The sequence below is a fragment of the Pseudomonas sp. MLB6B genome, from assembly GCF_054508135.1.
Map to the genome: position 1 here is coordinate 1,890,668 of NZ_CP199313.1, position 20,967 is coordinate 1,911,634.

The window sequence follows — 20,967 nt, forward strand, 5'->3', positions numbered from 1 at the left end:
ACATGGCACGCTTGCAACTTCGTAACGTCAACAAACGCTATGGCAGCGGTCTGCCAGACACCCTCAAGGCCATCGACCTGGCCATCGATTCGGGTGAGTTCCTGATCCTGGTCGGCCCTTCGGGCTGTGGCAAATCGACCCTGATGAACTGCATCGCCGGCCTCGAAGACATCAGCGGTGGCGAGATCCTGGTGGAGGGCGTCGACATCAGCGGCATGAGCCCCAAGGATCGCGACATCGCCATGGTGTTCCAGTCCTATGCGCTGTACCCGACCATGACCGTGCGCGAGAACATCGCCTTCGGCCTGAAGATCCGCAAGATGCCCCAGGCCGCCATCGACGAGGAAGTGGGCCGCGTCGCGCGCCTGCTGCAGATCGAGCACCTGCTCGGGCGCAAGCCCGGCCAGCTGTCCGGCGGCCAGCAGCAGCGCGTGGCCATGGGCCGGGCGCTGGCGCGCAGGCCGCAGATCTATCTGTTCGACGAGCCCTTGTCGAACCTCGACGCCAAGCTGCGGGTGGAGATGCGCACTGAAATCAAGCTGATGCACCAGCGCTTGAAGACCACCACGGTGTACGTCACCCACGACCAAATCGAAGCCATGACCCTGGGCGACAAGGTTGCGGTGATGAAAGACGGTATCATCCAGCAGTTCGGCACCCCGCAGCAGATCTACAACGACCCGGCCAACCAGTTCGTGGCGAGCTTCATCGGCTCGCCACCGATGAACTTCATCCCCGCCACCCTGATCCATCAGGACGGCCGCGTGCTGGCCCAGCTCGACAGCGGTCAGCAGCGCTGCGACCTGCCGGTACGGGTGCCGGGTGACCTCGCTGGCCGCGAAGTGCTGCTGGGCATCCGCCCGGAGCAGATCGCGCTGGGCCCCGAACAAGGCAATGGCCTGCCGGCGATCGTCGCCCAGGTCGAAGTACTCGAACCCACTGGTCCCGACCTGTTGGTGTTCGTCTCCCTCAATGGCAGCAAGGTGTGCTGCCGATTGGCGCCGGACGTCGTCTGCCGAGTAGGCGACAGCCTGCGCCTGCAATTGGATCCAGCCCGCGTGCTGCTGTTCGACGCGCAGACCGGCGAACGCCTGGACCGCACCACCGAACAGGGCTTGCCGGACAGCGCCGCCGCGCGTCCGGTCGGCGCGCTGGACTAACAACAACAGAAAGGACGTATCGCAATGGAGCATCGCAATCGCATCACCACCCTCGGCTCGTTGGCACTCCTGGCCGCAGTCGGCAGCGGCACGGCGCAGGCCGCAGAGGCGTTTTCCAGCGACTCGAAATGGATGACCGGGGACTGGGGCGGCGCCCGTACCGAGCTGCTGGAAAAAGGCTACGACTTCACCGTCGATTACGTGGGCGAGGTGGCCGGCAATCTGCACGGCGGCTACGACCATGACCGCACCGCGCGCTATAGCGACCAGTTCGCCTTGGGCGCGCACCTGGACCTGCAGAAGATCCTGGGTTGGCACGATGCCGAGTTCAAGCTGGCCGTCACCGAGCGCAGCGGTCGCAACCTGTCCAACGACCGCATCAGCGACCCGCGCGCTGGGCAGTTCAGCTCGGTGCAGGAAGTCTGGGGTCGTGGCCAGACCTGGCGACTGACGCAGATGTGGGTCAAGCAGAAGTACTTCGACGGCGCGCTGGACGTGAAATTCGGTCAGTTCGGCCCGGGCGAGGAGTTCAACAGTTTCCCCTGCGACTTCCAGAACCTGGCCTTCTGCGGCTCGCAGGTGGGCAACTGGGTCGGCAGCATCTGGTACAACTGGCCGGTCAGCCAATGGGCGCTGCGGGTCAAGTACAACATCGCGCCGGACTTCTTCGTGCAGGTCGGCGCCTTCGAGCAGAACCCGTCGAACCTCGACACCGGCAATGGCTTCAAGCTCAGCGGCAGTGGCACCAAGGGGGCCATCCTGCCGGTCGAGGCGGTATGGCAGCCACGCTTCAATGGCCTGCCGGGCGAGTACCGTCTGGGCTACTACTACAGCACCGCCGAAGCCCAGGACGTCTACAAGGACATCAACGGCAACGCCCAAGGCGTATCCGGCAGCGGGTTCCGCTCGCATTCGAGCAAGCACGGCTGGTGGGTGGTGGCCCAGCAGCAGGTCACCGCGCACGCCGGCGACGTCAACCGCGGCCTGAACCTGTTCGCCAACTTCACCGTGCACGACAAAGCCACCAACGTGGTCGACAACTACCAGCAGGTGGGCTTGGTCTACAAAGGCGCTTTCGACGCACGTCCCAAGGACGACATTGGCTTTGGCGTTGCGCGCATCCACGTCAACGACGACGTGCGCAAGCGCGCCAACCAGCTCAACGCCCAGTTGGGTGTGGACAATTACGACGATCCGCGCTTCACCCCGCTGCAACGCACTGAGTACAACGCCGAGCTCTACTACGGCTTCCACGTCACCAATTGGCTGACCGTGCGCCCCAACCTGCAATACATCAAGAGCCCAGGCGGGGTGGACGAAGTGGACAACGCCCTGGTCGCAGGCTTGAAGATTCAGTCGTCATTCTGAGACCGTTTGTTGTAACTTTACGCACTTCTTGCAGCCGCTTCGGTGGTTGAACGTCACGGACCGGGTGTCGAACCCGGTCCGTGACGGTAGCGCCCCTAAAGACAACAAGAGCTTCAAACCCATGCCCGAACATCCACTCCACTGCCTTTTCAGCCCCGAGCGGCCCAGGCCGACCTTCGAGTGGGCGCGTCACCAGCAGCGCGACGTGCTGGTGATCGATCATCCGCGTTGCCAAGCCGTGTTCAGCCGCCAAGGCGCGCAACTGCTGCATTTCCAACCTACCGGCGAACTGCCGTGGCTGTGGTGCGCCGCGAAATGGCCGCACGTGGGCGCGATCCGTGGCGGGGTGCCGGTGTGCTGGCCCTGGTACGGCCGCCACCCCAGCGAAGACCTGTGGCCGACCCATGGCTGGGCACGCCTGATCGACTGGCAACTGTTGAGCAGCGAGGAGGACGCCGAGGGTGTCAGCCTGACCTGGCGCCTGCAACTGTGCGACTGGCAGGTCGAACTCCAGGCGCGGCTGTCCAGCACCATGGAGCTGAAACTGACCACCGAGCACCAGGACAGCGAAACCTGCCAGCTGAGCCATGCGCTGCTGGCCTATTGGCGTATCAGTCACGTGTCGAAGATAGCGCTGTCTGGGCTGGAAAACGTCGAGGGCTACGACCGCATGAACCGCAGCGCCTGCCGTCAGAGCGACGCGTTCAAGGTGCAGGGCAGTTGCGAGCGGGTGTACCCCGGCATGGCCGCCCTACAGGTGCAGGACGCCGCCTGGGAGCGGGCGTTGTGCATCGACACCAGCGACGGCGACGACACCGTGGTCTGGCATCCGGGCAGCCGGCCGCTGGTGGGCGTGACCGGGCGCGAGGCGCGCAGCTTCGTGTGCGTCGAGGCCGCCAGTGGCTGCAAGGAAGGCCTCAGCCTGGCGCCAGGCGAGCAGGCGCACCTGCGCTTGCAGGCCCACCGCCTCAGCTGAGCGGGTCGTCTTCGATGGGGTAGCGGCTGGCGTTCAAGCTTTCCTTGATCTTGCGCAGGTGCGGCTGGAAATCCACGCCGCGGCGCAGGGTCATGCCCGTGGCCAGCACGTCGAGCACGGTGAGCTGGATGATGCGCGAGGTCATCGGCATGTAGATGTCGGTGTCTTCGGGCAGGGGAATGTGCAGGCTCAGGCTGCACGCTTCGGACAGCGGCGAGCCGGCGGCGGTCAGGGCCAGCACCGAGGCGCCGTTCTCCCGTGCAGTACGCGCCACTTCGACCAGCTCGCGGGTGCGGCCGGTGTAGGAAATCATCACGAACAGGTCGCCCGTGTGGGCGACCGAGGCCAGCATGCGCTGCATCAGCACATCGGCATGGGCCGACACCGCCAGGTTGAAGCGGAAGAACTTGTGCTGCGCATCCACCGCCACTGGGGCCGAGGCGCCGAGGCCGCAGAAGTGGATTTGCCGGGCCTGGATCATCATGTCGACGGCGCGGCTGATCTGTTGTGGGTCGATTTGCTGACAGGCGCTGTCCAACGAGGCGATGGCGCTGCCGAAGATCTTCTGGGTGTAGGCGGCCGGGTCGTCGTCCGGCTCCACTGCGCGGCTGACGTAGGCGGCGCCGCTCGCCAGGCTCTGCGCCAGTTGCAGCTTGAGCTCGGGGTAGCCGCTGACGTCGAACGAGCGGCAGAAACGGTTGACGGTCGGTTCGCTGACCTTGGCCGCCTGGGCCAGCGCCGCGATACTGAACCGGGTGGCCTGTTGCGGGTTGAGCAAAATGACTTCGGCGACTTTGCGTTCAGCCTTGTTGAGGTCGTCGAGGCGGCCCTGGATCTGTTCCAGAAGGTTTCGCACGCGGTCCATGGGGTGTCCTTGAGTCGGTAAGGCGGCCGAGGCACTCGGCTTTTTCGGTGGCGTCTATCCTACTGGCGGTCGCTTGGACGCACCACTTGTCTAAGGGGAAACTGCCATATGTTGTTAGATTTACTACATCCAGTGTTGAAAAACAGGTTTGAAACCGGTATTCCTACCCTAACTCTATAAAAGAACCACATTCATGGCGCTAATCAGTGTTGAACCCTGCACCCTCGCGGTGTTTGGAGCTTTGGGCGACCTGGCCCTGCGCAAGCTGTTCCCTGCGTTGTACCAGCTCGACCGCGCCCAGTTGCTGCATGCCGATACCCGCCTGCTGGCCCTGGCCCGCGAGGCGGGCAGCGCCGAAGCGCACCTGCACAGCATCGAGGCCCACCTGCGCCGCCATGTGCCGGCGACCGACCTGGAGCCCGAAGCCCTGGCGCGCTTCCTCCAGCGCCTGAGCTACCAGCACCTCGATTTCCTGGAGGGCGAGGGCTATACAGTCTTGGCTGAACAGGTGCCGGCCGAAGGGTCGCTGATCGCCTATTTCGCCACCGCTGCGGCGGTCTATGGCGCGATCTGCGAGAACCTCGACAAGGCCGGCCTGGCCGAGCGTACGCGGGTGGTGCTGGAAAAGCCCATCGGCCACGACCTGGAATCCTCGCGCCGGGTCAACGACGCCGTGGCGCGGTTCTTCCCGGAGAACCGCGTGTACCGCATCGACCATTACCTGGGCAAGGAAACGGTACAGAACCTCATCGCCTTGCGCTTCGCCAACAGCCTGTTCGAAACCCAATGGAACCAGAATTCCATTTCCCACGTGGAAATCACCGTGGCCGAGAAGGTCGGCATCGAGGGGCGCTGGGGCTATTTCGACAAAGCCGGGCAGCTGCGCGACATGATCCAGAACCACCTGTTGCAGCTGCTCTGCCTGATCGCCATGGACCCGCCCAGCGACCTGTCGGCCGACAGCATCCGCGACGAAAAGGTGAAGGTACTCAAAGCGCTGGCGCCGATCACCGGCGAAAACCTCGCCACCCGTGTGGTGCGCGGCCAGTACATCGTAGGCTACAGCGATGGGCAGCCGGTGCCGGGGTATCTGGAAGAAGACAACTGCAACGCCCACAGCGACACGGAAACCTTCGTCGCCCTGCGCGCCGACATCCGCAACTGGCGCTGGTCGGGCGTGCCGTTCTACCTGCGTACCGGCAAGCGCATGCCGCAGAAGCTGTCGCAGATCGTCATCCACTTCAAGGAAACCCCGCACTACATCTTCGCCCCCGAGCAGCGTTTGGAGATCGGCAACAAGCTGGTCATCCGCCTGCAACCGGACGAAGGCATTTCCCTGCGTGTGATGACCAAGGAGCAGGGGTTGGACAAGGGCATGCACCTGCGCAGCGGCCCGCTGCAACTGAATTTTTCCGAGACCTGGCGCAGCACACGGATTCCGGATGCCTACGAACGCCTTCTGCTGGAGGTGATGCGCGGCAACCAGAACCTGTTCGTGCGCAAGGACGAGATCGAGCACGCCTGGTCGTGGTGCGACCAGCTGATCGCCGGCTGGCAACGCAGCGGCGATGCGCCCAAACCCTACGCCGCGGGTTCCTGGGGGCCGATGAGCTCGATCGCATTGATCACCCGAGATGGGAGGGCATGGTATGGCGATATCTGACTTGCAACTGCCGAGCTGCGTGAACACGCATTCGCTCACCGATTCGACGGCCTTGGCGCAGACTCTGGCCCAAGACGTGGCCGCACGATTGAGCCGCGCCATCGAACGCAATGGCCGCGCCTGCGTGGTGCTCTCCGGTGGCCGTAGCCCGGTGCCGTTTCTCGAGCGCCTGGCGCAGCAGCCGCTTGACTGGTCCAAGGTCACCGTCAGCCTGGCCGATGAGCGCTGGGTGCCGGTCGAGCACGACGACAGCAATGCCAAGCTGCTGGCCAAACACCTGCTGCAAGGCGCTGCCGCGCAGGCGACGTTCATTGGTCTGTATCAGCCCGCCGCCGACCTGGACAGCGCTGCGCAGCTGGCCGACGCCGCACTGGCGGACTTGCCGCCGATCGACGTGCTGGTGCTGGGCATGGGCGACGACGGCCACACCGCCTCGTTGTTCCCCAACAGCCCTCACCTCGCCGAGGGGCTGGCCCGCGAAAGCGCGCGTCGCTGCTTGCCGATGCTGGCGCCGAGCGTGCCGCACCAGCGCCTGAGCCTGACCCGCGCACTGCTGGCCAGCGCCGACTTCGCTGCCTTGTCCATCCAAGGCCAGGGCAAGCTCGCCACACTGCGTCAGGCGCTGGACAGCGACGCGCACAGCATGCCCATCCACGCGTTTCTTCAAGACCCCCTGGACATCTACTGGTGCCCATGAGCCAAGGATCAGCTGACATGACCACCCTCGAACGCCCTCAACCGCTGCTGAGCATGAGCGAGAAGACCGCACGCATCGACGCGATCTGCGCCCAGGCGCGCATCCTGCCGGTGATCACCATCGCCCGCGAGCAGGACATCCTGCCGCTGGCCGATGCGCTGGCGGCCGGGGGCATCCGTACGCTCGAAGTCACCTTGCGCTCGGCCCACGGCATCAAGGCCATCGAGGTGCTGCGCGAGCAGCGCCCGGAGCTGTGCGTAGGCGCCGGCACGGTGCTCGACCGCCGCATGTTCGAGGCGGTGGCCGCCGCCGGTGCGCAATTCGTGGTCAGCCCCGGCATCACCCCCGAACTGCTGCAAGCGGGCGTGGAGGGCGACATTCCGCTGCTGCCCGGCATCAGCACGGCGTCGGAAATCATGAGTGGCTACGCCCTGGGTTATCGCCGCTTCAAGTTATTCCCCGCCGAGATCAGCGGCGGGGCGGCGGCGATCAAAGCCTTCGCCGGACCGTTCGGCGACATCCGCTTCTGCCCTACGGGCGGGGTCAATCAGGCCAACGCACGCAGTTACATGGCGCTGCCCAACGTGATGTGCGTGGGCGGCACTTGGATGCTCGACAGCAGTTGGGTCAAGAACGGTGACTGGGCACGCATCGAGGCGAGCAGTGCCGAGGCGATGGCACTGCTGGAACACGACTGATTCGACGTTCGCTTTTACGGCTTGTGGGCGCCTGGTCGGCGCCCTTTTTTTGCCTGAACATGATCAAAATTCTTGAGTGCCGAACTTCAGGGATCGGCAAGCACTGATATTTTTGTCAGTTGTTTTTAATTGGCTCGCTCTTAGTCTGGAAGTGCAAAAAAACATTTTTCAAACTTGGAGTTAATGCCATGAACGCATTGCCCGGTAGGCTGCTGCCTGCGTGTTTTATATCGCTTTGTTTTTCGACCAGTGCCATCAGCGCCGACAGTTGCGAGCGCGTGGTCGAAAAGTTACAGAGCTGGTACAACAGCACACCCACCGGCTGCGGCAGCGACCCCGCCGTGGACTGTTCCGGCCTGCTGATGCGCGGCACGCACCGCGCGCTCAATGGCGAGTACGATGTCTGGAACCCCAGCCCCAATTCGCAACAATCGGGCGGTGTTTCCATGTCGTGGATGCGCAGTGACAAGATCGGTTATGAAGACCCCGGATTGAAAGCCAACAACGGTATTCTCTTTACCCCACGGCAGTTCGTCGAGGCGCCGCAAAAGAAACTCGATGTGTTCTGTGCCTATCCCATCGATGCGTGGACAGACTTTCGTACCGAGCGAGGGTGTGGCGATTATTCAGGTTCTCCGGAAGTGGAGAAAAGTTGCCAGGCCTTGGGCATAAAAGACTTGGCGGGCTGGAAGCGGCAATACGATGCGCTTGGCGGCGCTGCCAATCGGCAGGCTCGGCACCAACGCCAGTGCGCTTTCAGCATGACGGGCGATTTGTCGCGCACGGCCCGCCGGGACGCGTTCGCCCAGTTCATCGAGGCGCGCAAGTCCATCGCCGACACCCAGGAGGGGCGCCAGGTGCAGACCGAACTGCGTGTGGTGGCCTGGAAGCAGGGCGAGGACGTGCCTGTGGCGGCGTTTTTCTACAGCGATGCCCAAGGCAAGCGCGATGCCGTGAAGAACCAGTTCGACTACTACCAGCGCACGGGCAACTGGGTGCCGGTGGTAAACATGAGGTTCCCGGCCAATGCCACTCAGAAAGCTCGCTTCGCCTGTGAGGCGGGCGCGCAACACCGCGACCTCCCACGACCGGTCGTGACCAGTGCGCAAGCGTGCCGATCCTATATCGACAAAGCCGTATGGATTCAGCGCGACGATCCGTTCCTGGGCAAGGGTATCTGGAGCCTGTCAGTCACCCCGACCGACTGTGGCCGCAAGATCAAGGACGACCAGACCGATGCCATGTACGCCGAACTGGTGCGCAAGTACGCCGACGATCCGCGCTGGAGCGGCGCGGAGTACGGGGGTGGCATGCGGCGGCAGTTGGTGTGTCACTTGGCACTGGTCGACAAAGGTCGCCCGGTACGCGACAAGGATGCGTTCAACCTGGAGCCGGCGCGGCCCGATGTATCTCATCAGGCTTCGTTGCAACAGGGCTGCAATCCTTATCCGGCCACGCGCTACCCCTGAGTGCGAGCCCGGCGCTGCCTGCGCAGCGTCGGGCAGCCAGGGGCCTTCAGGTCGGGTTGCAGCCTTGCGCCTTGGCCTGGGCCGCCGTCACTGCAGGGCGGTAAGGCTCGAGGTTCCACTCCGCTTTGTTCCTGTAGTTGGCCTGCAGGCACGCCAATTGGATGCGCATGCTGCCTGGCCCGCCTTCTTGCCATTCGCGGTCTTGCCCACGCAGGCGCAGCAGTTCTTCGTACAGCGCTTCGCTGGCGGCGCTACGTCCTGCCTGGGTGGGCACTACCCGCAGCCCCCAGACCTGTTGCCCGCTGGCGTTGTCGGTGAACTGCGACCAGTTCGAAGCGGCGATCAGCGCAGAGCGCTGGGCCGTGAACGGATTGCAGCCGGCTTTCGAAGCTTGGGCGGCGTCGACGGTAGGGCGGAAGGGTTCCAGGTTCCATACCGTCTTGGCGGGGTAGTCACCGATCAGGCAGCTCAGTTGCTGGCGCATGCTGCCAGGGCTGGTCTCGTTTTCCCGCCATTGTGGGTCGTTGCCATGCAGGGCTTGCAGCTCGTCGTACAGCGCTTGCTGACCGCTTACTTGCGCCGCTTTGCCCGCCGCGCTGGGGATTACGGTGAGCGTCCACTCCTGCCGACCCGTACCTGGGTCCAGACGCAAGGCCCAGTCGGCCGACTGGATATACCGGCGAGGTACTGCGCCTTCGCTGCCAAGCGCGATCACCTGATCTTCGGGCGCATAGCTGAAGCGCTCACGGGCGGGCTTGGTGAAGTCCACGCGCACGATCGGCACGGCATAACCCTGGGCGTGCAGCTTGCGCTGGAAATTGCGCGCCGGCTCCAGGCCTCCGGTAGCGGCGGGCGCCTTCACGTCGCCACGGGTGGGCGCCACATAGGTGCTGTTGACGTTCCACACGAAGGCCTCGATGTAGGGCAGGCGTGCGCTGCCATCGCCGTTTTCGCTGGCGTTGCGCAGCATCAGTTCATTGCTCTGGTCGGGGCGGGCGAAGTAGTCGTTGCGCACGCCCGGGTTCTGATGGACATCGACCATGGCGTTCCAGTCGCCGGGTTGCTCGGCGTTCCAAGAGCATTGCGTGACCTGGATACGATTCATGTCGGTACGGACGTAGCGAAAATTCTGCCGCCACTGGTCCGCAGTATCGATTCCCCGGCTGTCGCAGCTGCCCCACGCAAGGGCTTGATTGCGGTTGGCCGGCACGGTAGCCGAACGAGCCTGGTGATTTTCGGGTAGCGTCTGGTTGTACGTGCCGCAACCGTACCAACGCCGTTCTGGACCTGTGAAACCGTCGAACGCGTAGATGCACATGAAGCCGGTTTCCATGACCGGCAGGTTCAAGGCATGGGCATCGCTGGGCGTGCGCAGGATGAAGCCAGCGGGGCGCACCAGTTTGTCGATGCTAAGGTCCTTGCGCAGCCAAGTATAGGACGTCGCTCCGGTTTTCTTGGCGAACTCGCTGTAGTCCCAGGGATTGAACGGCCCGTCGTCGACCATGCGCAGGGTCACGCCACTGCAGTAGTAATGGCCGCGTGGCGCACCGGTGTCCGGCTCGCGGCATTCGGTGACGGTGGCGTTGTAGTTGCGGTTGATGCGCTCGACGGTGGTTCGGGGGTCGAGGGCGTTGGCGCTGGACTGGGCCAGCAACGGCATGGGCAACGCCGCCAACAGGGCGGCGCCAAGGTAGTGGTTGCGCATGGTGAACCTCCTATGGGGGAGGAATCACCATGGAAGTGGCCGGTAATGGCGTCTACTGACAGAAATACCAGGCGCCAGTGCGTCCATGGCTCGCGAAAAGTGGGCAACGAACAACGGCGCGCATAAAAAAACCGCATCCTTGGATGCGGTTTTGAGTGGGCGCATTGAAGCGATCAGGCCGCTTTCACCTGCTGCTGGCTCAACGAACGGTTCAACGCGCTGAACAGCGCCTTGAAACTGGCCGTGGTGATGTTCTCATCGATGCCCACGCCGTGCACCGGACGTCCGCCCGCCACGCGCAGTTCGATGTAGGCGGCGGCCTTGGCGTTGGTGCCCGCGCCGATGGCGTGCTCGTTGTAGTCCATGATCTCGACCGTCATCGGCAGGCCGGCGACCAGGGCTTCCAGGGCGCCATTACCCTTGCCAGACCACTTCAAGGTGGTTTCGCCTTCGCCAGCGACGTCCACTTCCACGGCGCTGTGGCCGTTCTCTTCGCGCAGGCGATGGCTGACCAGTGCATAGGGCGTATTGGCTTGCAGGTATTCCTTCTGCAGCAAGCTGTAGATCTGCTTGCCGGTCATTTCCAGGCCCAGGCGGTCGGTTTCGCCCTGGACCACCTGGCTGAATTCGATCTGCATGCGGCGCGGCAGGCTGATGCCGTATTCCTGCTCGAGCAGATAGGTGATGCCGCCTTTGCCCGACTGGCTGTTGACGCGGATCACCGCTTCGTAGCTGCGGCCGATGTCGGCCGGGTCGATCGGCAGGTATGGCACTTCCCACAACTCGCCGTCCTGCTGCTTGCTCATGCCTTTGCGGATGGCGTCCTGGTGCGAACCGGAGAAGGCAGTGTGGACCAGGTCACCGACATACGGATGGCGCGGGTGCACCGGCAGCTGGTTGCACTCTTCGACCACCTTGCGCACACCGTCGATGTCGGAGAAGTCCAGTTGCGGGTCGATGCCTTGTGTATAGAGGTTCAGGGCCAGGGTCACCAAGTCGACGTTGCCGGTGCGCTCGCCGTTGCCGAACAGGCAGCCTTCGGCGCGATCGGCGCCGGCCATCAGGCCCAACTCGGTGGCGGCGATGCCGGTGCCGCGGTCGTTGTGGGTGTGCAGGCTGATGATCACGCTGTCGCGGCGGTTGATGTGGCGGCAGAACCACTCGATCTGGTCGGCGTAGACATTGGGTGTGGCCACTTCGACGGTGGCCGGCAGATTGAGGATGATCTTGTGCTCGGGCGTCGGGTTCCACACTTCGATCACCGCGTCACAGACTTCCTTGGCGAAGTCGAGTTCGGTGGCGCTGAAGGTTTCCGGCGAGTACTGGAACGTCCACTCGGTGTCCGGCTGCTGGGCTGCGTACTTGACGAACAGCTTGGCGGCATCGACGGCGATCTTCTTCACACCGTCTTTGTCGGTGTTGAAGACGATGCGGCGGAAGGACGGGCAGGTGGCGTTGTACAGGTGGACGATGGCTTTCTTGGCCCCGCGCAACGACTCGAAGGTGCGCGCGATGAGGTCTTCGCGGCCCTGGGTGAGCACCTGGATGGTGGTGTCATCGGGAATGTGGCCGTCTTCGATCAGGGTGCGCACGAAGTCGAAATCGGTCTGCGAGGCGGCGGGGAAGGAGGCTTCGATTTCCTTGACGCCCACTTGCACCAGGGTCTTCCAGAACCGCAGTTTTTTCTCGGCATCCATCGGCTCGATCAGCGACTGGTTACCGTCACGCAGGTCGGAGCTGCACCAGATCGGCGCCGCAGTGATGGCCTTGGAGGGCCAGGTGCGGTCGGGCAGATCGATGGTGGGAAACGCGCGGTACTTGTGCGACGGGTCTTTGAGCATGGTCATCGAAGCAATCCTTGAATGTGCGGCCTGATCGGGCCTGCCGGCAGTAAACGAGGTAAACGGGCGAGGCGACGCGATTTACCTGGATAGTCGTGCGCTGACCAGGCAAAGGCTGCGGTGTTGGCGAAGCAGAAGGAGGGTGTGAGCGGTTTTCATGGCTTGAACCCTAACCAGTGCGGTGAGGGTTGGCAAGCATTGCGAAAAAAATGGAATAAATGCTTGATAAGTGGTTACGGGCGAGATTGAGTAGCCGTATTTTTGCTCAGATCTATCTTTTATTGCGCAACCTCTTTCCATCACGCAACCACCTGTAGGAGCGACTTCAGTCGCAATAGGCCGCAACGCGGTCCCAATCCAGTCACCACACCACGCCTGCTGAACAGGCTCTGCAACCGTCATCCAAACTCTCCATCCATCGCCGTCAGACTTGGGCCTGACGGCCGGCCTTCTCCAACGCCATCAAGGCTGAAACGCCCCAATGAAGATCGCCGGGTCCACCCGCGCGTCGTTCAAACTCACGTTCCAATGCATGTGCGGCCCCGTTGCTCGGCCCGTCGACCCCACGCGCCCGACCACTTCGCCACGGCGCAGGTCCTGCCCCGGCTTCACGTCGATCTTCGACATGTGGCAGAACATGCTGATGAACCCTTGGCCATGGTCGACGAACACCGTGCGGCCATTGAAGAAGTAGTCGCCGATGAGGATCACCTTGCCGTTGGCCGGGGTCTTGATCGGCGTGCCGGCCGGCACCGCGAAGTCCAGGCCTGCATGCGGGTTGCGCTCTTCGCCGTTGAAGAAGCGGCGCACGCCGAACTTGCTCGACAGCGGGCCGTTGACCGGTTTGTCGAGCACCAGGTTGCTCGGCAGGTTCGGGCTGAAGCTGCGGTAGGCCTTGATCTGCTCGGCCAGTTCGCGGTCGATGCGCTTGAGGTCGGCCGGATTGGGATTGACCTGACGAGTGTTCTTCAAGGTGATGCGTTGCTCGGGGTATTTCTTGCTGCCGACGGTAAAGGGCACGCTGCGGTTGCCCTGGGTCAGCGTGGCGGTGCCGGGCTTTTGCGTCAGCGGCAGGCCGACGATGGCCAGCCAGTTGTCCTGTTCCTTGACCACCAGCACCGGCTTGCCGTCGAAGCGGGCGCTGGGCGCCTGAGCGCTTGGCCCCAGGTCGACCACGGCGACCCCGCCGGGCACGGGCTTGTCGAGCGTACGGGTGATGTAGCTGGCCTGGGCGAGCGGGGCGAGCAAGGCCAGGCACAGGGCGAGCAGCGGGGCGAGCGAGCGGGGCATGTGTCAGTCCAATAGCGAAAGGGTGACCGGAGTCTGGTGGTTGTCTTCGACGCGCACCTTCAGCTCGCCTTCGTTGAGGCGGGCGGTGAGGCGCTGGCCGTTGTGAGTCTGCGCGGCGCTGCGCACCGCTTGGCCCTGATCGTCGAGCAGGATGCTGTAGCCGCGCGCCAGGGTCGCCAGTGGGCTGACCAGTTGCAAGGTCTGCACCTGGACCTGGAAGCGCTGGCGGCGGTCCTTGAGTACGTCGCGCATGGCTTTTGGTAGGCGTTCGGCCAGGCTTTGCAAGCGCTGTTCGAGCAGCTTGAGGGCGCGGCCGGGGTGCTGCGCGGTCAGGCGCATGTCGAGCCGGCCGAGCCGCTGCTGACGCTGGTTCATGCCCAGCATGAAGGCGCGGCGCAGGCGCATGTCCAGATCGTCGAGGCGTTGCGCCTGCTGGCGCAGTCGGTCGCCGGGATGGCGCAGGCGACGGCTCTGGCTTTCGACGCGCAGGCGGTCGTGCGCCAGGCGGTTGCGCATGCGCATCAGCAGGCGCCGGTGCAGGCTCTCGAGGCGCTGCTGCAAGCCGCTGCTGTCCGGCGCCAGCAGTTCGGCGGCGGCAGATGGCGTGGGCGCGCGCACATCGGCGACGAAGTCGCTGATCGACACATCGGTCTCGTGGCCCACGGCGCTGACGATGGGCGTCACGCAGGCGGCGACGGCGCGCGCCACGGCCTCTTCGTTGAAGCACCAGAGGTCTTCCAGCGAGCCGCCGCCCCGGGCCAGGATCAGCGCGTCGAAGCCCTGGCGATCGGCCAGCTGCAAGGCGCGGACGATCTGCATGATCGCTTCGCGGCCCTGCACGGGCGTGGGGATCAGGTTCAGCTCGACCTGCGGCGCGCGCCTGCCGAACACACTGATGATGTCGCGGATCACCGCGCCGGTGGGCGAGGTGACGATGCCGATGCGCTGCGGGTGCGACGGCAACGGACGCTTGCGCTCGGCGCTGAACAGGCCTTCGCCGTCGAGCTTTTCCTTCAAGGCCTCGAAGGCCAGGCGCAAAGCGCCATCGCCTGCGGCTTCGACGGTGTCGAGGATCAGTTGGTAGTCGCCACGTCCTTCGAACAGCGACACCCGCCCCCGCACCCGCACCGCCAGGCCGTCACGCAGGGCCTGGCGCACCCGCGTGGCGTTCTGCCGGAACAGCGCGCAACGGATCTGCGCGCCGCTGTCCTTGAGGGTGAAGTACAGGTGCCCGGATGCCGGACGGGCCAGGTTGGAGATTTCGCCTTCCACCCATACGCTGCGGAAAACGTCTTCCAGCAGCACGCGGGCGCGGCCGTTGAGTTGGCTGACGGTGAGGACTTCGCGATCCAGGCCGAGCCGTTCGAAAGGGTCTTTGATCATGCCGGCATCATAAAGGACAAGCCTGTCGGTTGCACCGAGCGTGAAATGCCTGGGAAAGTTCCACACCTGCATGACGAACCTGGCGACTTATTTATCGATGTGCATGCGCCTAGCTTGGGTACTTTCCGCCTCAAGGAGATAGCCATGTATGAAATCGACGCCGCAACTTACCGTTCCAAAGCTTTCAACCGGCGCGTACGTTTTTTGGTCATTCATTACACTGCCCTCAACTTCAACGGTTCGGTCAATGCGCTAGCCAAAGGTAGCGAGGTCAGCGCGCATTATCTCGTGCCGACGCCTGTCGACCCCACCTACCAACGTACGGGCTTCGACAAGGTACGCATCTTCAATCTCGTCGACGAGCGTGAACGTGCTTGGCACGCAGGCGTCAGCAGTTGGGCGGGGCGCACCAATCTGAACGATACGGCGATTGGCATCGAGTTGGTTAATGAGGCCTCTGTAAGCGACGGCCAATTCACTTTCCCGGACTATCATCCCGAACAGATCGATGCCTTGATCCAGTTGGGCCAGGACATTCTGCAACGGTATCCGGAAATCACCCCCACGCACGTCGTTGGCCACAGCGATGTTTCTGTTGGACGCAAGAGCGATCCCGGCGCGGCGTTCCCCTGGCATCGGCTTAATCAAGCCGGTATTGGCGCTTGGTATGAAGAAGCCACCAAAGCGCAATTTGTCGACCGTTTCGTAAACACCCTGCCGGCAGTCGAGGACATCCAGGCCAAACTGCGCACCTATGGCTACAACGTCCCGGCACAGCCGACGGCCAACCAGATGCGTTCGTTGCTCAGGGCATTTCAATTGCACTTTCGCCCAGACGACCATCGCGGACTGCTGGATGCGGAGACGGCTGCGATTCTTTATGCCCTGGTAGAGCGTTACCACGCCTGAGCCGAACTCTTTTAAAGGGCGCTTCCACGCGTCGCGCTCAGTTGCCGGAGCGTCTGGCGTCGGTAGCAAGCGCTACAGCCTCGCCACTACCTCGGCATCTGAGCAGGCGTTAGAATTACGTCTTCACCGCAGCTTTGCAGGCTTGCAGTACCCATGAGCATCCAACGAATCATCGTCCCCAAAATTTCCACCTTGCCGTTCCACGAAGCCCGCTCCAGGGCCATCTTGCGTTGGCTGGTGCGGGAAAAGGTGGTCGAAGAAGCGCTGACCACCTGTGGCAGCACCGGCAACCGCATGGGCCATGCCCTGGCCGAGGGCGCGCGCAAGATCGCCCTGCATCCAGAGCGGGTGCCGCTCGGCGAGCCGTTCAATGGCGTGGAAGTGGTGTTGAAACGTTGCATCTACACACCGACCGACGGCTTTCTCGAAGAGGCTGGCTGCCCCGAGTGCCGGCGGGAAGTCGGCGAGCCGCTGTTCGACAGCCTGGAAGAGTGGATGCCGGGGCTGACCGACAACTTCACCTGCCCGCTGTGCGGACACGAAGACGACATCAACGGCTTTCTGTTCCTGCAACCCTGCGCCTTTTCCAACCTTGGCTTCATTTTCAACAACTGGGGCGAGGCGGGCTTCACACCGGCGTTCATCGAACAATTCGCCGATTGGCTGGATCAGCCGGTCGCAGTGGTGGCCGTGCAGCGCTGAGGGCGGTTACGCGCAGTGCGCCCATCGACGCCGGCCTTTGCGCAGCTACCGAATGCCGAACGAGCGGCGCATGACGCATCAAAGCGTGCCGCTCGACGCTTACCCGCAGCTCGCCGTTGAGCTGGCGCCCCAGCAGGCGTATGATGGCGCGCTTCCATTTTTCCCGCCCGGGAGCCCCCGCGATGCTGCGTATCAGCCAAGAAGCCCTGACTTTCGACGATATCCTCCTTGTACCTGGTTACTCCGAGGTACTGCCCAATGAAGTCAGTCTCAAGACCCGTTTGACTCGTGGCATCGAGCTGAACATTCCCCTCGTTTCCGCCGCCATGGACACCGTCACCGAAGCCCGCCTGGCCATCGCCATGGCGCAGGAAGGCGGCATCGGTATCGTGCACAAGAACATGACCATCGAGCAGCAGGCCAGCGAAGTGCGCAAGGTCAAGAAGTTCGAGGCTGGCGTGGTCAAGGACCCGATCACCATCGAGGCCGACGCCACTGTGCGCGACCTGTTCGAACTGACCCGCATGAACAACATCTCCGGCGTGCCGGTGCTGGAGAACGGCGACCTGGTCGGCATCGTCACCTCGCGTGACGTGCGTTTCGAAACCCGTTTGGAAGCCCGCGTACGCGACGTGATGACGCCCAAAGAGCGTCTGGTCACCGTCCGCGAAGGCGCCGACAAGAACGAAGTGCGCGAGCTGCTGCACAAGCACCGCCTGGAAAAGGTCCTGATCGTCGACGCAGCCTTCAGCCTCAAGGGCATGATGACCGTCAAGGACATCGAAAAGGCCAAGGCCTACCCGCTGGCCAGCAAGGACGACCAAGGCCGTCTGCGCGTCGGCGCCGCCGTCGGCACCGGTAAAGACACCCCCGATCGCGTGGCCGCACTGGTCGCTGCTGGCGTCGACGTGGTGGTGGTCGACACCGCCCACGGCCATTCCAAGGGCGTGATCGAGCGCGTGCGCTGGGTCAAGCAGACCTACCCGCAGGTCCAGGTCATCGGCGGCAACATCGCCACCGGCGCTGCCGCCAAGGCCCTGGCCGAAGCCGGCGCCGACGCGGTCAAGGTCGGCATCGGCCCGGGCTCGATCTGCACCACTCGTATCGTCGCAGGCGTCGGCGTGCCGCAGATCAGCGCCATCGCCAACGTCGCCGCCGCCCTCGAAGGCACCGGCGTACCGCTGATCGCCGACGGCGGCATCCGCTTCTCCGGTGACCTGTCCAAGGCCATCGTCGCCGGCGCGTCGTGCGTGATGATGGGGTCGATGTTCGCTGGCACCGAAGAGGCGCCAGGCGAGGTAGAGCTGTTCCAGGGCCGTTCCTACAAGGCCTACCGCGGCATGGGTTCGCTGGGCGCGATGGCGCAGTCGCAGGGTTCTTCGGACCGCTACTTCCAGGACTCCTCGGCCGGCGCCGAGAAGCTCGTGCCGGAAGGCATCGAAGGCCGCGTTCCCTACAAGGGCGCACTGGCTGCGATCATCCACCAGCTGATGGGCGGCCTGCGCTCCTCGATGGGCTACACCGGCAGCGCCACCATCGACGAGATGCGCACCAAACCCGAGTTCGTGCGCATCACCGGTGCCGGCATGGCCGAGTCCCACGTGCACGACGTACAGATCACCAAAGAAGCCCCGAACTACCGCGTAGGTTGAGGCTTCATCCTCATCCTCGAGCGGGGCTGTCATGAACAGCCCCGCTTCGTTTCCGATTTCCACTGACGAGATTGAGTCATGGCCCTCGATATCCACGCCCACCGCATCCTGATCCTGGACTTCGGTTCCCAGTACACCCAACTGATCGCCCGCCGCGTGCGCGAGATCGGCGTGTATTGCGAACTGCACCCGTTCGATATGGACGACGAAGCGATCCGTGCCTTCAACCCGCGCGGCATCATCCTCGCCGGCGGCCCCGAGTCGGTGCACGAAGCCAACAGCCCGCGCGCGCCACAAGCCGTATTCGACCTGAACGTGCCGCTGCTGGGCATCTGCTACGGCATGCAGACCATGGCCGAGCAACTGGGCGGCAAAGTCACCGGTTCCGAGCTGCGTGAATTCGGCTACGCCCGTGTCGACGTGGTCGGCAAGAGCCGCCTGCTCGACGGCATCGAAGACCACGTCGACGCCGACGGCGTGTTGGGCCTGGACGTGTGGATGAGCCACGGCGACAAGGTCACCTCGATGCCTGGCGACTTCCACGTCCTGGCCAGCACCCCGAGCTGCCCGATCGCCGGCATGTTCGATGACGCGCGCGGCTACTACGGCGTGCAGTTCCACCCGGAAGTGACCCACACCAAGCAGGGCGGTCGCATCCTCTCGCGCTTCATCCAGGACATCTGCGGCTGCGAAGCCTTGTGGACCCCGTCCAACATCGTCGAAGACGCCATCGCCCAGGTCCGTGAGCAGGTCGGTTCGGCCAACGTGCTGCTGGGCCTGTCCGGCGGCGTCGACTCCTCGGTGGTCGCCGCGCTCCTGCACCGCGCCATCGGCGACCAGCTGACCTGCGTGTTCGTCGACAACGGCCTGCTGCGCCTGCACGAAGGCGACCAGGTGATGGCCATGTTCAAGGAGAACATGGGCGTCAAGGTCATCCGCGCCGACGCCGAGGCCCAGTTCCTCGACAACCTGGCCGGCGAAGCCGACCCCGAGAAGAAGCGCAAGATCATCGGCCGCACCTTCATCGACATCTTCGACGCCGAAGCCAGCAAACTGGACAACATCCAGTTCCTCGCCCAGGGCACCATCTACCCCGACGTGATCGAGTCGGCCGGCGCCAAGAGCGGCAAGGCCCACGTGATCAAGTCGCACCACAACGTGGGCGGCCTGCCGGAAGAGATGAACCTGAAACTGGTCGAGCCGCTGCGCGAACTGTTCAAGGACGAAGTGCGCAAGATCGGCCTGGAGCTGGGCCTGCCGTACGACATGGTCTACCGTCACCCGTTCCCGGGCCCGGGCCTGGGCGTGCGCATCCTCGGCGAGGTGAAGAAGGAATACGCCGACATCCTGCGCCGCGCCGACCACATCTTCATCGAAGAGCTGCGCAAGGCCGACTGGTACCACAAGACCAGCCAGGCGTTCGTGGTGTTCCAGCCGGTGAAGTCGGTGGGCGTGGTGGGCGATGGCCGTCGTTATGCGTGGGTCGTGGCGTTGCGTGCCGTTGAGACGGTCGACTTCATGACGGCGCGTTGGGCGCATCTGCCGTATGAGCTGCTGGAGACGGTAAGCGGGCGCATCATCAACGAGATCGAAGGGATTTCGCGGGTGACGTACGACGTGTCGAGCAAGCCGCCGGCGACGATTGAGTGGGAGTGATCCTGCGTCCGGCACTGCCCGGCACGATCTAGCAAAAAATGCCCTGAAGCCCGCGTAACTGCGGGCTTTTGGCTTTTTGGGTCTGGCAAGTTCAGACAGCGTTTTGCATCGCCAAGCATGGTTTTTATGGCATGGTACGGGGTACCAACTGCATCTGATGTCTGCATGACGCTTGATACCATGTCGCTTGTTTCAGGATGGGCATGGTATCGGGATAGCCAAGAGGCCCGGTTTTACTGGGGTTAAGCCCCATTCTCCCGCGCTTTTCAAAGCATGGTATTTTTCATGGAATAAATGGAAGCCATGCTTACTGATACCAAGCTTCGAAACCTCAAGCCGCAAGATAAGCTCTACAAGGTGATTGACCGTGATGGCTTGTACGTGGCGGTCACACCGGCCGGCTCAACCTCCTTCCGTTACAACTACTCCATCAATGGCCGGCAGGAGACCATCACCTTCGGTCGTTATGGCTTGGGCGGGATCACCCTGGCAGAGGCATGTGAGCGGCTAGGGGAGGCGAAGAAGCTTCGAGCGTCGCCGCATTGAACCGATGAAATCTGCCGATGGTTTGCACCTGCTCGGCTGCGTCCATCGTGCTGAATACAAAGTTGCCCACGTGGTCGCAGCGGCCGTCATTGATTTGGTTTCCGGGCACACCTGGCGTAGCTGCAATTTTGCCGAAACGACCGGTGCTCAGCCTGTAGTAGTCCAGGCAGGATGCCAACCCCATTAGCGATACATCTTCGTCTGCTGTGAGGGCAAATGAGCCTAGCGACTCGGGTAGTGACCAGCACTGTACTTCACCGCTTGTGGGATCCAGGGCACGCAGCTCGTAGCCGGGGATGTCGGTCCAGAACAGACGTTCGGTTCTTTCACACCAGACAGGGCACTCGCCAAGCAGGCTGGTAGTGTCGGTTAGGGTTTTAAACAGGG

17 protein-coding genes and 1 pseudogene are annotated in these 20,967 nt (G+C 63.4%); 12 read left to right on the forward strand and 6 right to left on the reverse strand.

Features of this window, described 5'->3' with window-relative positions; all coding sequences use genetic code 11:
• The first annotated feature begins 2 nt into the window (after positions 1-2).
• From ACSMEV_RS08220 to ACSMEV_RS08230, 3 genes are all read left to right on the forward strand, one after another.
• Positions 3-1,160 (forward strand): ABC transporter ATP-binding protein, encoded by a 1,158-nt coding sequence (locus ACSMEV_RS08220; protein WP_459207973.1) that lies wholly within the window; start codon positions 3-5, stop codon positions 1,158-1,160.
• 24 nt (positions 1,161-1,184) lie between these two features.
• The gene (locus tag ACSMEV_RS08225) at positions 1,185-2,528 is read left to right on the forward strand and encodes a carbohydrate porin (RefSeq protein WP_459207974.1); all 1,344 of its coding nucleotides are present in this window, start codon (positions 1,185-1,187) and stop codon (positions 2,526-2,528) included.
• 121 nt (positions 2,529-2,649) lie between these two features.
• On the forward strand, positions 2,650-3,504 hold the full coding sequence (locus ACSMEV_RS08230) for a D-hexose-6-phosphate mutarotase (protein ID WP_459207975.1): 855 nt from the start codon (positions 2,650-2,652) through the stop codon (positions 3,502-3,504).
• Here the strand turns inward: ACSMEV_RS08230 and hexR are convergent.
• Positions 3,497-4,360 (reverse strand): DNA-binding transcriptional regulator HexR, encoded by an 864-nt coding sequence (gene hexR, locus ACSMEV_RS08235; RefSeq protein ID WP_313739229.1) that lies wholly within the window; start codon positions 4,358-4,360, stop codon positions 3,497-3,499. The genes ACSMEV_RS08230 and hexR overlap by 8 nt on opposite strands.
• A gap of 202 nt (positions 4,361-4,562) precedes the next feature.
• Between hexR and zwf the strand changes: the two genes are divergently transcribed.
• The 4 genes from zwf to ACSMEV_RS08255 all read left to right on the forward strand — a co-directional run bounded on the left by zwf (position 4,563) and on the right by ACSMEV_RS08255 (position 8,896).
• Positions 4,563-6,032: a glucose-6-phosphate dehydrogenase gene (gene zwf / locus ACSMEV_RS08240; protein WP_459207976.1), complete on the forward strand. Its 1,470-nt coding sequence runs from the start codon at positions 4,563-4,565 to the stop codon at positions 6,030-6,032.
• Positions 6,019-6,729: a 6-phosphogluconolactonase gene (gene pgl, locus ACSMEV_RS08245; protein ID WP_459207977.1), complete on the forward strand. Its 711-nt coding sequence runs from the start codon at positions 6,019-6,021 to the stop codon at positions 6,727-6,729. The genes zwf and pgl overlap by 14 nt, the downstream gene beginning before the upstream one ends.
• Positions 6,730-6,746: 17 nt before the next feature.
• Positions 6,747-7,427, forward strand: a complete 681-nt coding sequence (locus ACSMEV_RS08250; RefSeq protein ID WP_459207978.1) for a bifunctional 4-hydroxy-2-oxoglutarate aldolase/2-dehydro-3-deoxy-phosphogluconate aldolase — start codon at positions 6,747-6,749, stop codon at positions 7,425-7,427.
• A gap of 119 nt (positions 7,428-7,546) precedes the next feature.
• Complete coding sequence (locus tag ACSMEV_RS08255; protein ID WP_459207979.1) at positions 7,547-8,896, forward strand: DUF2599 domain-containing protein; 1,350 nt, start codon at positions 7,547-7,549, stop codon at positions 8,894-8,896.
• Between the two features lie 46 nt (positions 8,897-8,942).
• Here the strand turns inward: ACSMEV_RS08255 and ACSMEV_RS08260 are convergent, their stop codons facing one another.
• The 4 genes from ACSMEV_RS08260 to xseA form a co-directional block, all read right to left on the reverse strand.
• The gene (locus ACSMEV_RS08260; RefSeq protein WP_459207980.1) at positions 8,943-10,601 is read right to left on the reverse strand and encodes a DUF2599 domain-containing protein; all 1,659 of its coding nucleotides are present in this window, start codon (positions 10,599-10,601) and stop codon (positions 8,943-8,945) included.
• A 173-nt stretch (positions 10,602-10,774) separates the two neighbouring features.
• Entirely contained in the window at positions 10,775-12,448 is a 1,674-nt protein-coding gene (gene leuA / locus ACSMEV_RS08265; RefSeq protein ID WP_459207981.1) for a 2-isopropylmalate synthase, read from the reverse strand.
• Between the two features lie 456 nt (positions 12,449-12,904).
• Positions 12,905-13,732 (reverse strand): peptidoglycan DD-metalloendopeptidase family protein, encoded by an 828-nt coding sequence (locus ACSMEV_RS08270; protein ID WP_459207982.1) that lies wholly within the window; start codon positions 13,730-13,732, stop codon positions 12,905-12,907.
• Between the two features lie 3 nt (positions 13,733-13,735).
• Positions 13,736-15,115: an exodeoxyribonuclease VII large subunit gene (gene xseA, locus ACSMEV_RS08275; RefSeq protein ID WP_459207983.1), complete on the reverse strand. Its 1,380-nt coding sequence runs from the start codon at positions 15,113-15,115 to the stop codon at positions 13,736-13,738.
• 144 nt (positions 15,116-15,259) lie between these two features.
• Between xseA and ACSMEV_RS08280 the strand changes: the two genes are divergently transcribed.
• The 5 genes and pseudogenes from ACSMEV_RS08280 to ACSMEV_RS08300 all read left to right on the forward strand — a co-directional run.
• On the forward strand, positions 15,260-16,024 hold the full coding sequence (locus tag ACSMEV_RS08280) for an N-acetylmuramoyl-L-alanine amidase (protein WP_459207984.1): 765 nt from the start codon (positions 15,260-15,262) through the stop codon (positions 16,022-16,024).
• Between the two features lie 153 nt (positions 16,025-16,177).
• Positions 16,178-16,726 carry a sugar ABC transporter ATPase gene (locus ACSMEV_RS08285; protein ID WP_314488959.1) on the forward strand — a complete coding sequence of 183 codons (549 nt, stop codon included), beginning with the start codon at positions 16,178-16,180 and terminating at the stop codon, positions 16,724-16,726.
• Positions 16,727-16,908: 182 nt separating this feature from the next.
• Positions 16,909-18,378 carry an IMP dehydrogenase gene (guaB, locus tag ACSMEV_RS08290; protein ID WP_296264756.1) on the forward strand — a complete coding sequence of 490 codons (1,470 nt, stop codon included), beginning with the start codon at positions 16,909-16,911 and terminating at the stop codon, positions 18,376-18,378.
• Positions 18,379-18,456: 78 nt separating this feature from the next.
• Positions 18,457-20,034 (forward strand): glutamine-hydrolyzing GMP synthase, encoded by a 1,578-nt coding sequence (guaA, locus tag ACSMEV_RS08295; protein WP_459207985.1) that lies wholly within the window; start codon positions 18,457-18,459, stop codon positions 20,032-20,034.
• A 303-nt stretch (positions 20,035-20,337) separates the two neighbouring features.
• Positions 20,338-20,571: pseudogene (locus ACSMEV_RS08300) on the forward strand (Arm DNA-binding domain-containing protein); the annotation flags it as partial.
• Here the strand turns inward: ACSMEV_RS08300 and ACSMEV_RS08305 are convergent.
• Complete coding sequence (locus ACSMEV_RS08305) at positions 20,516-20,965, reverse strand: SMP-30/gluconolactonase/LRE family protein (RefSeq protein WP_459208311.1); 450 nt, start codon at positions 20,963-20,965, stop codon at positions 20,516-20,518. The pseudogene ACSMEV_RS08300 and the gene ACSMEV_RS08305 overlap by 56 nt on opposite strands.
• Between the last annotated feature and the right edge of the window lie 2 nt (positions 20,966-20,967).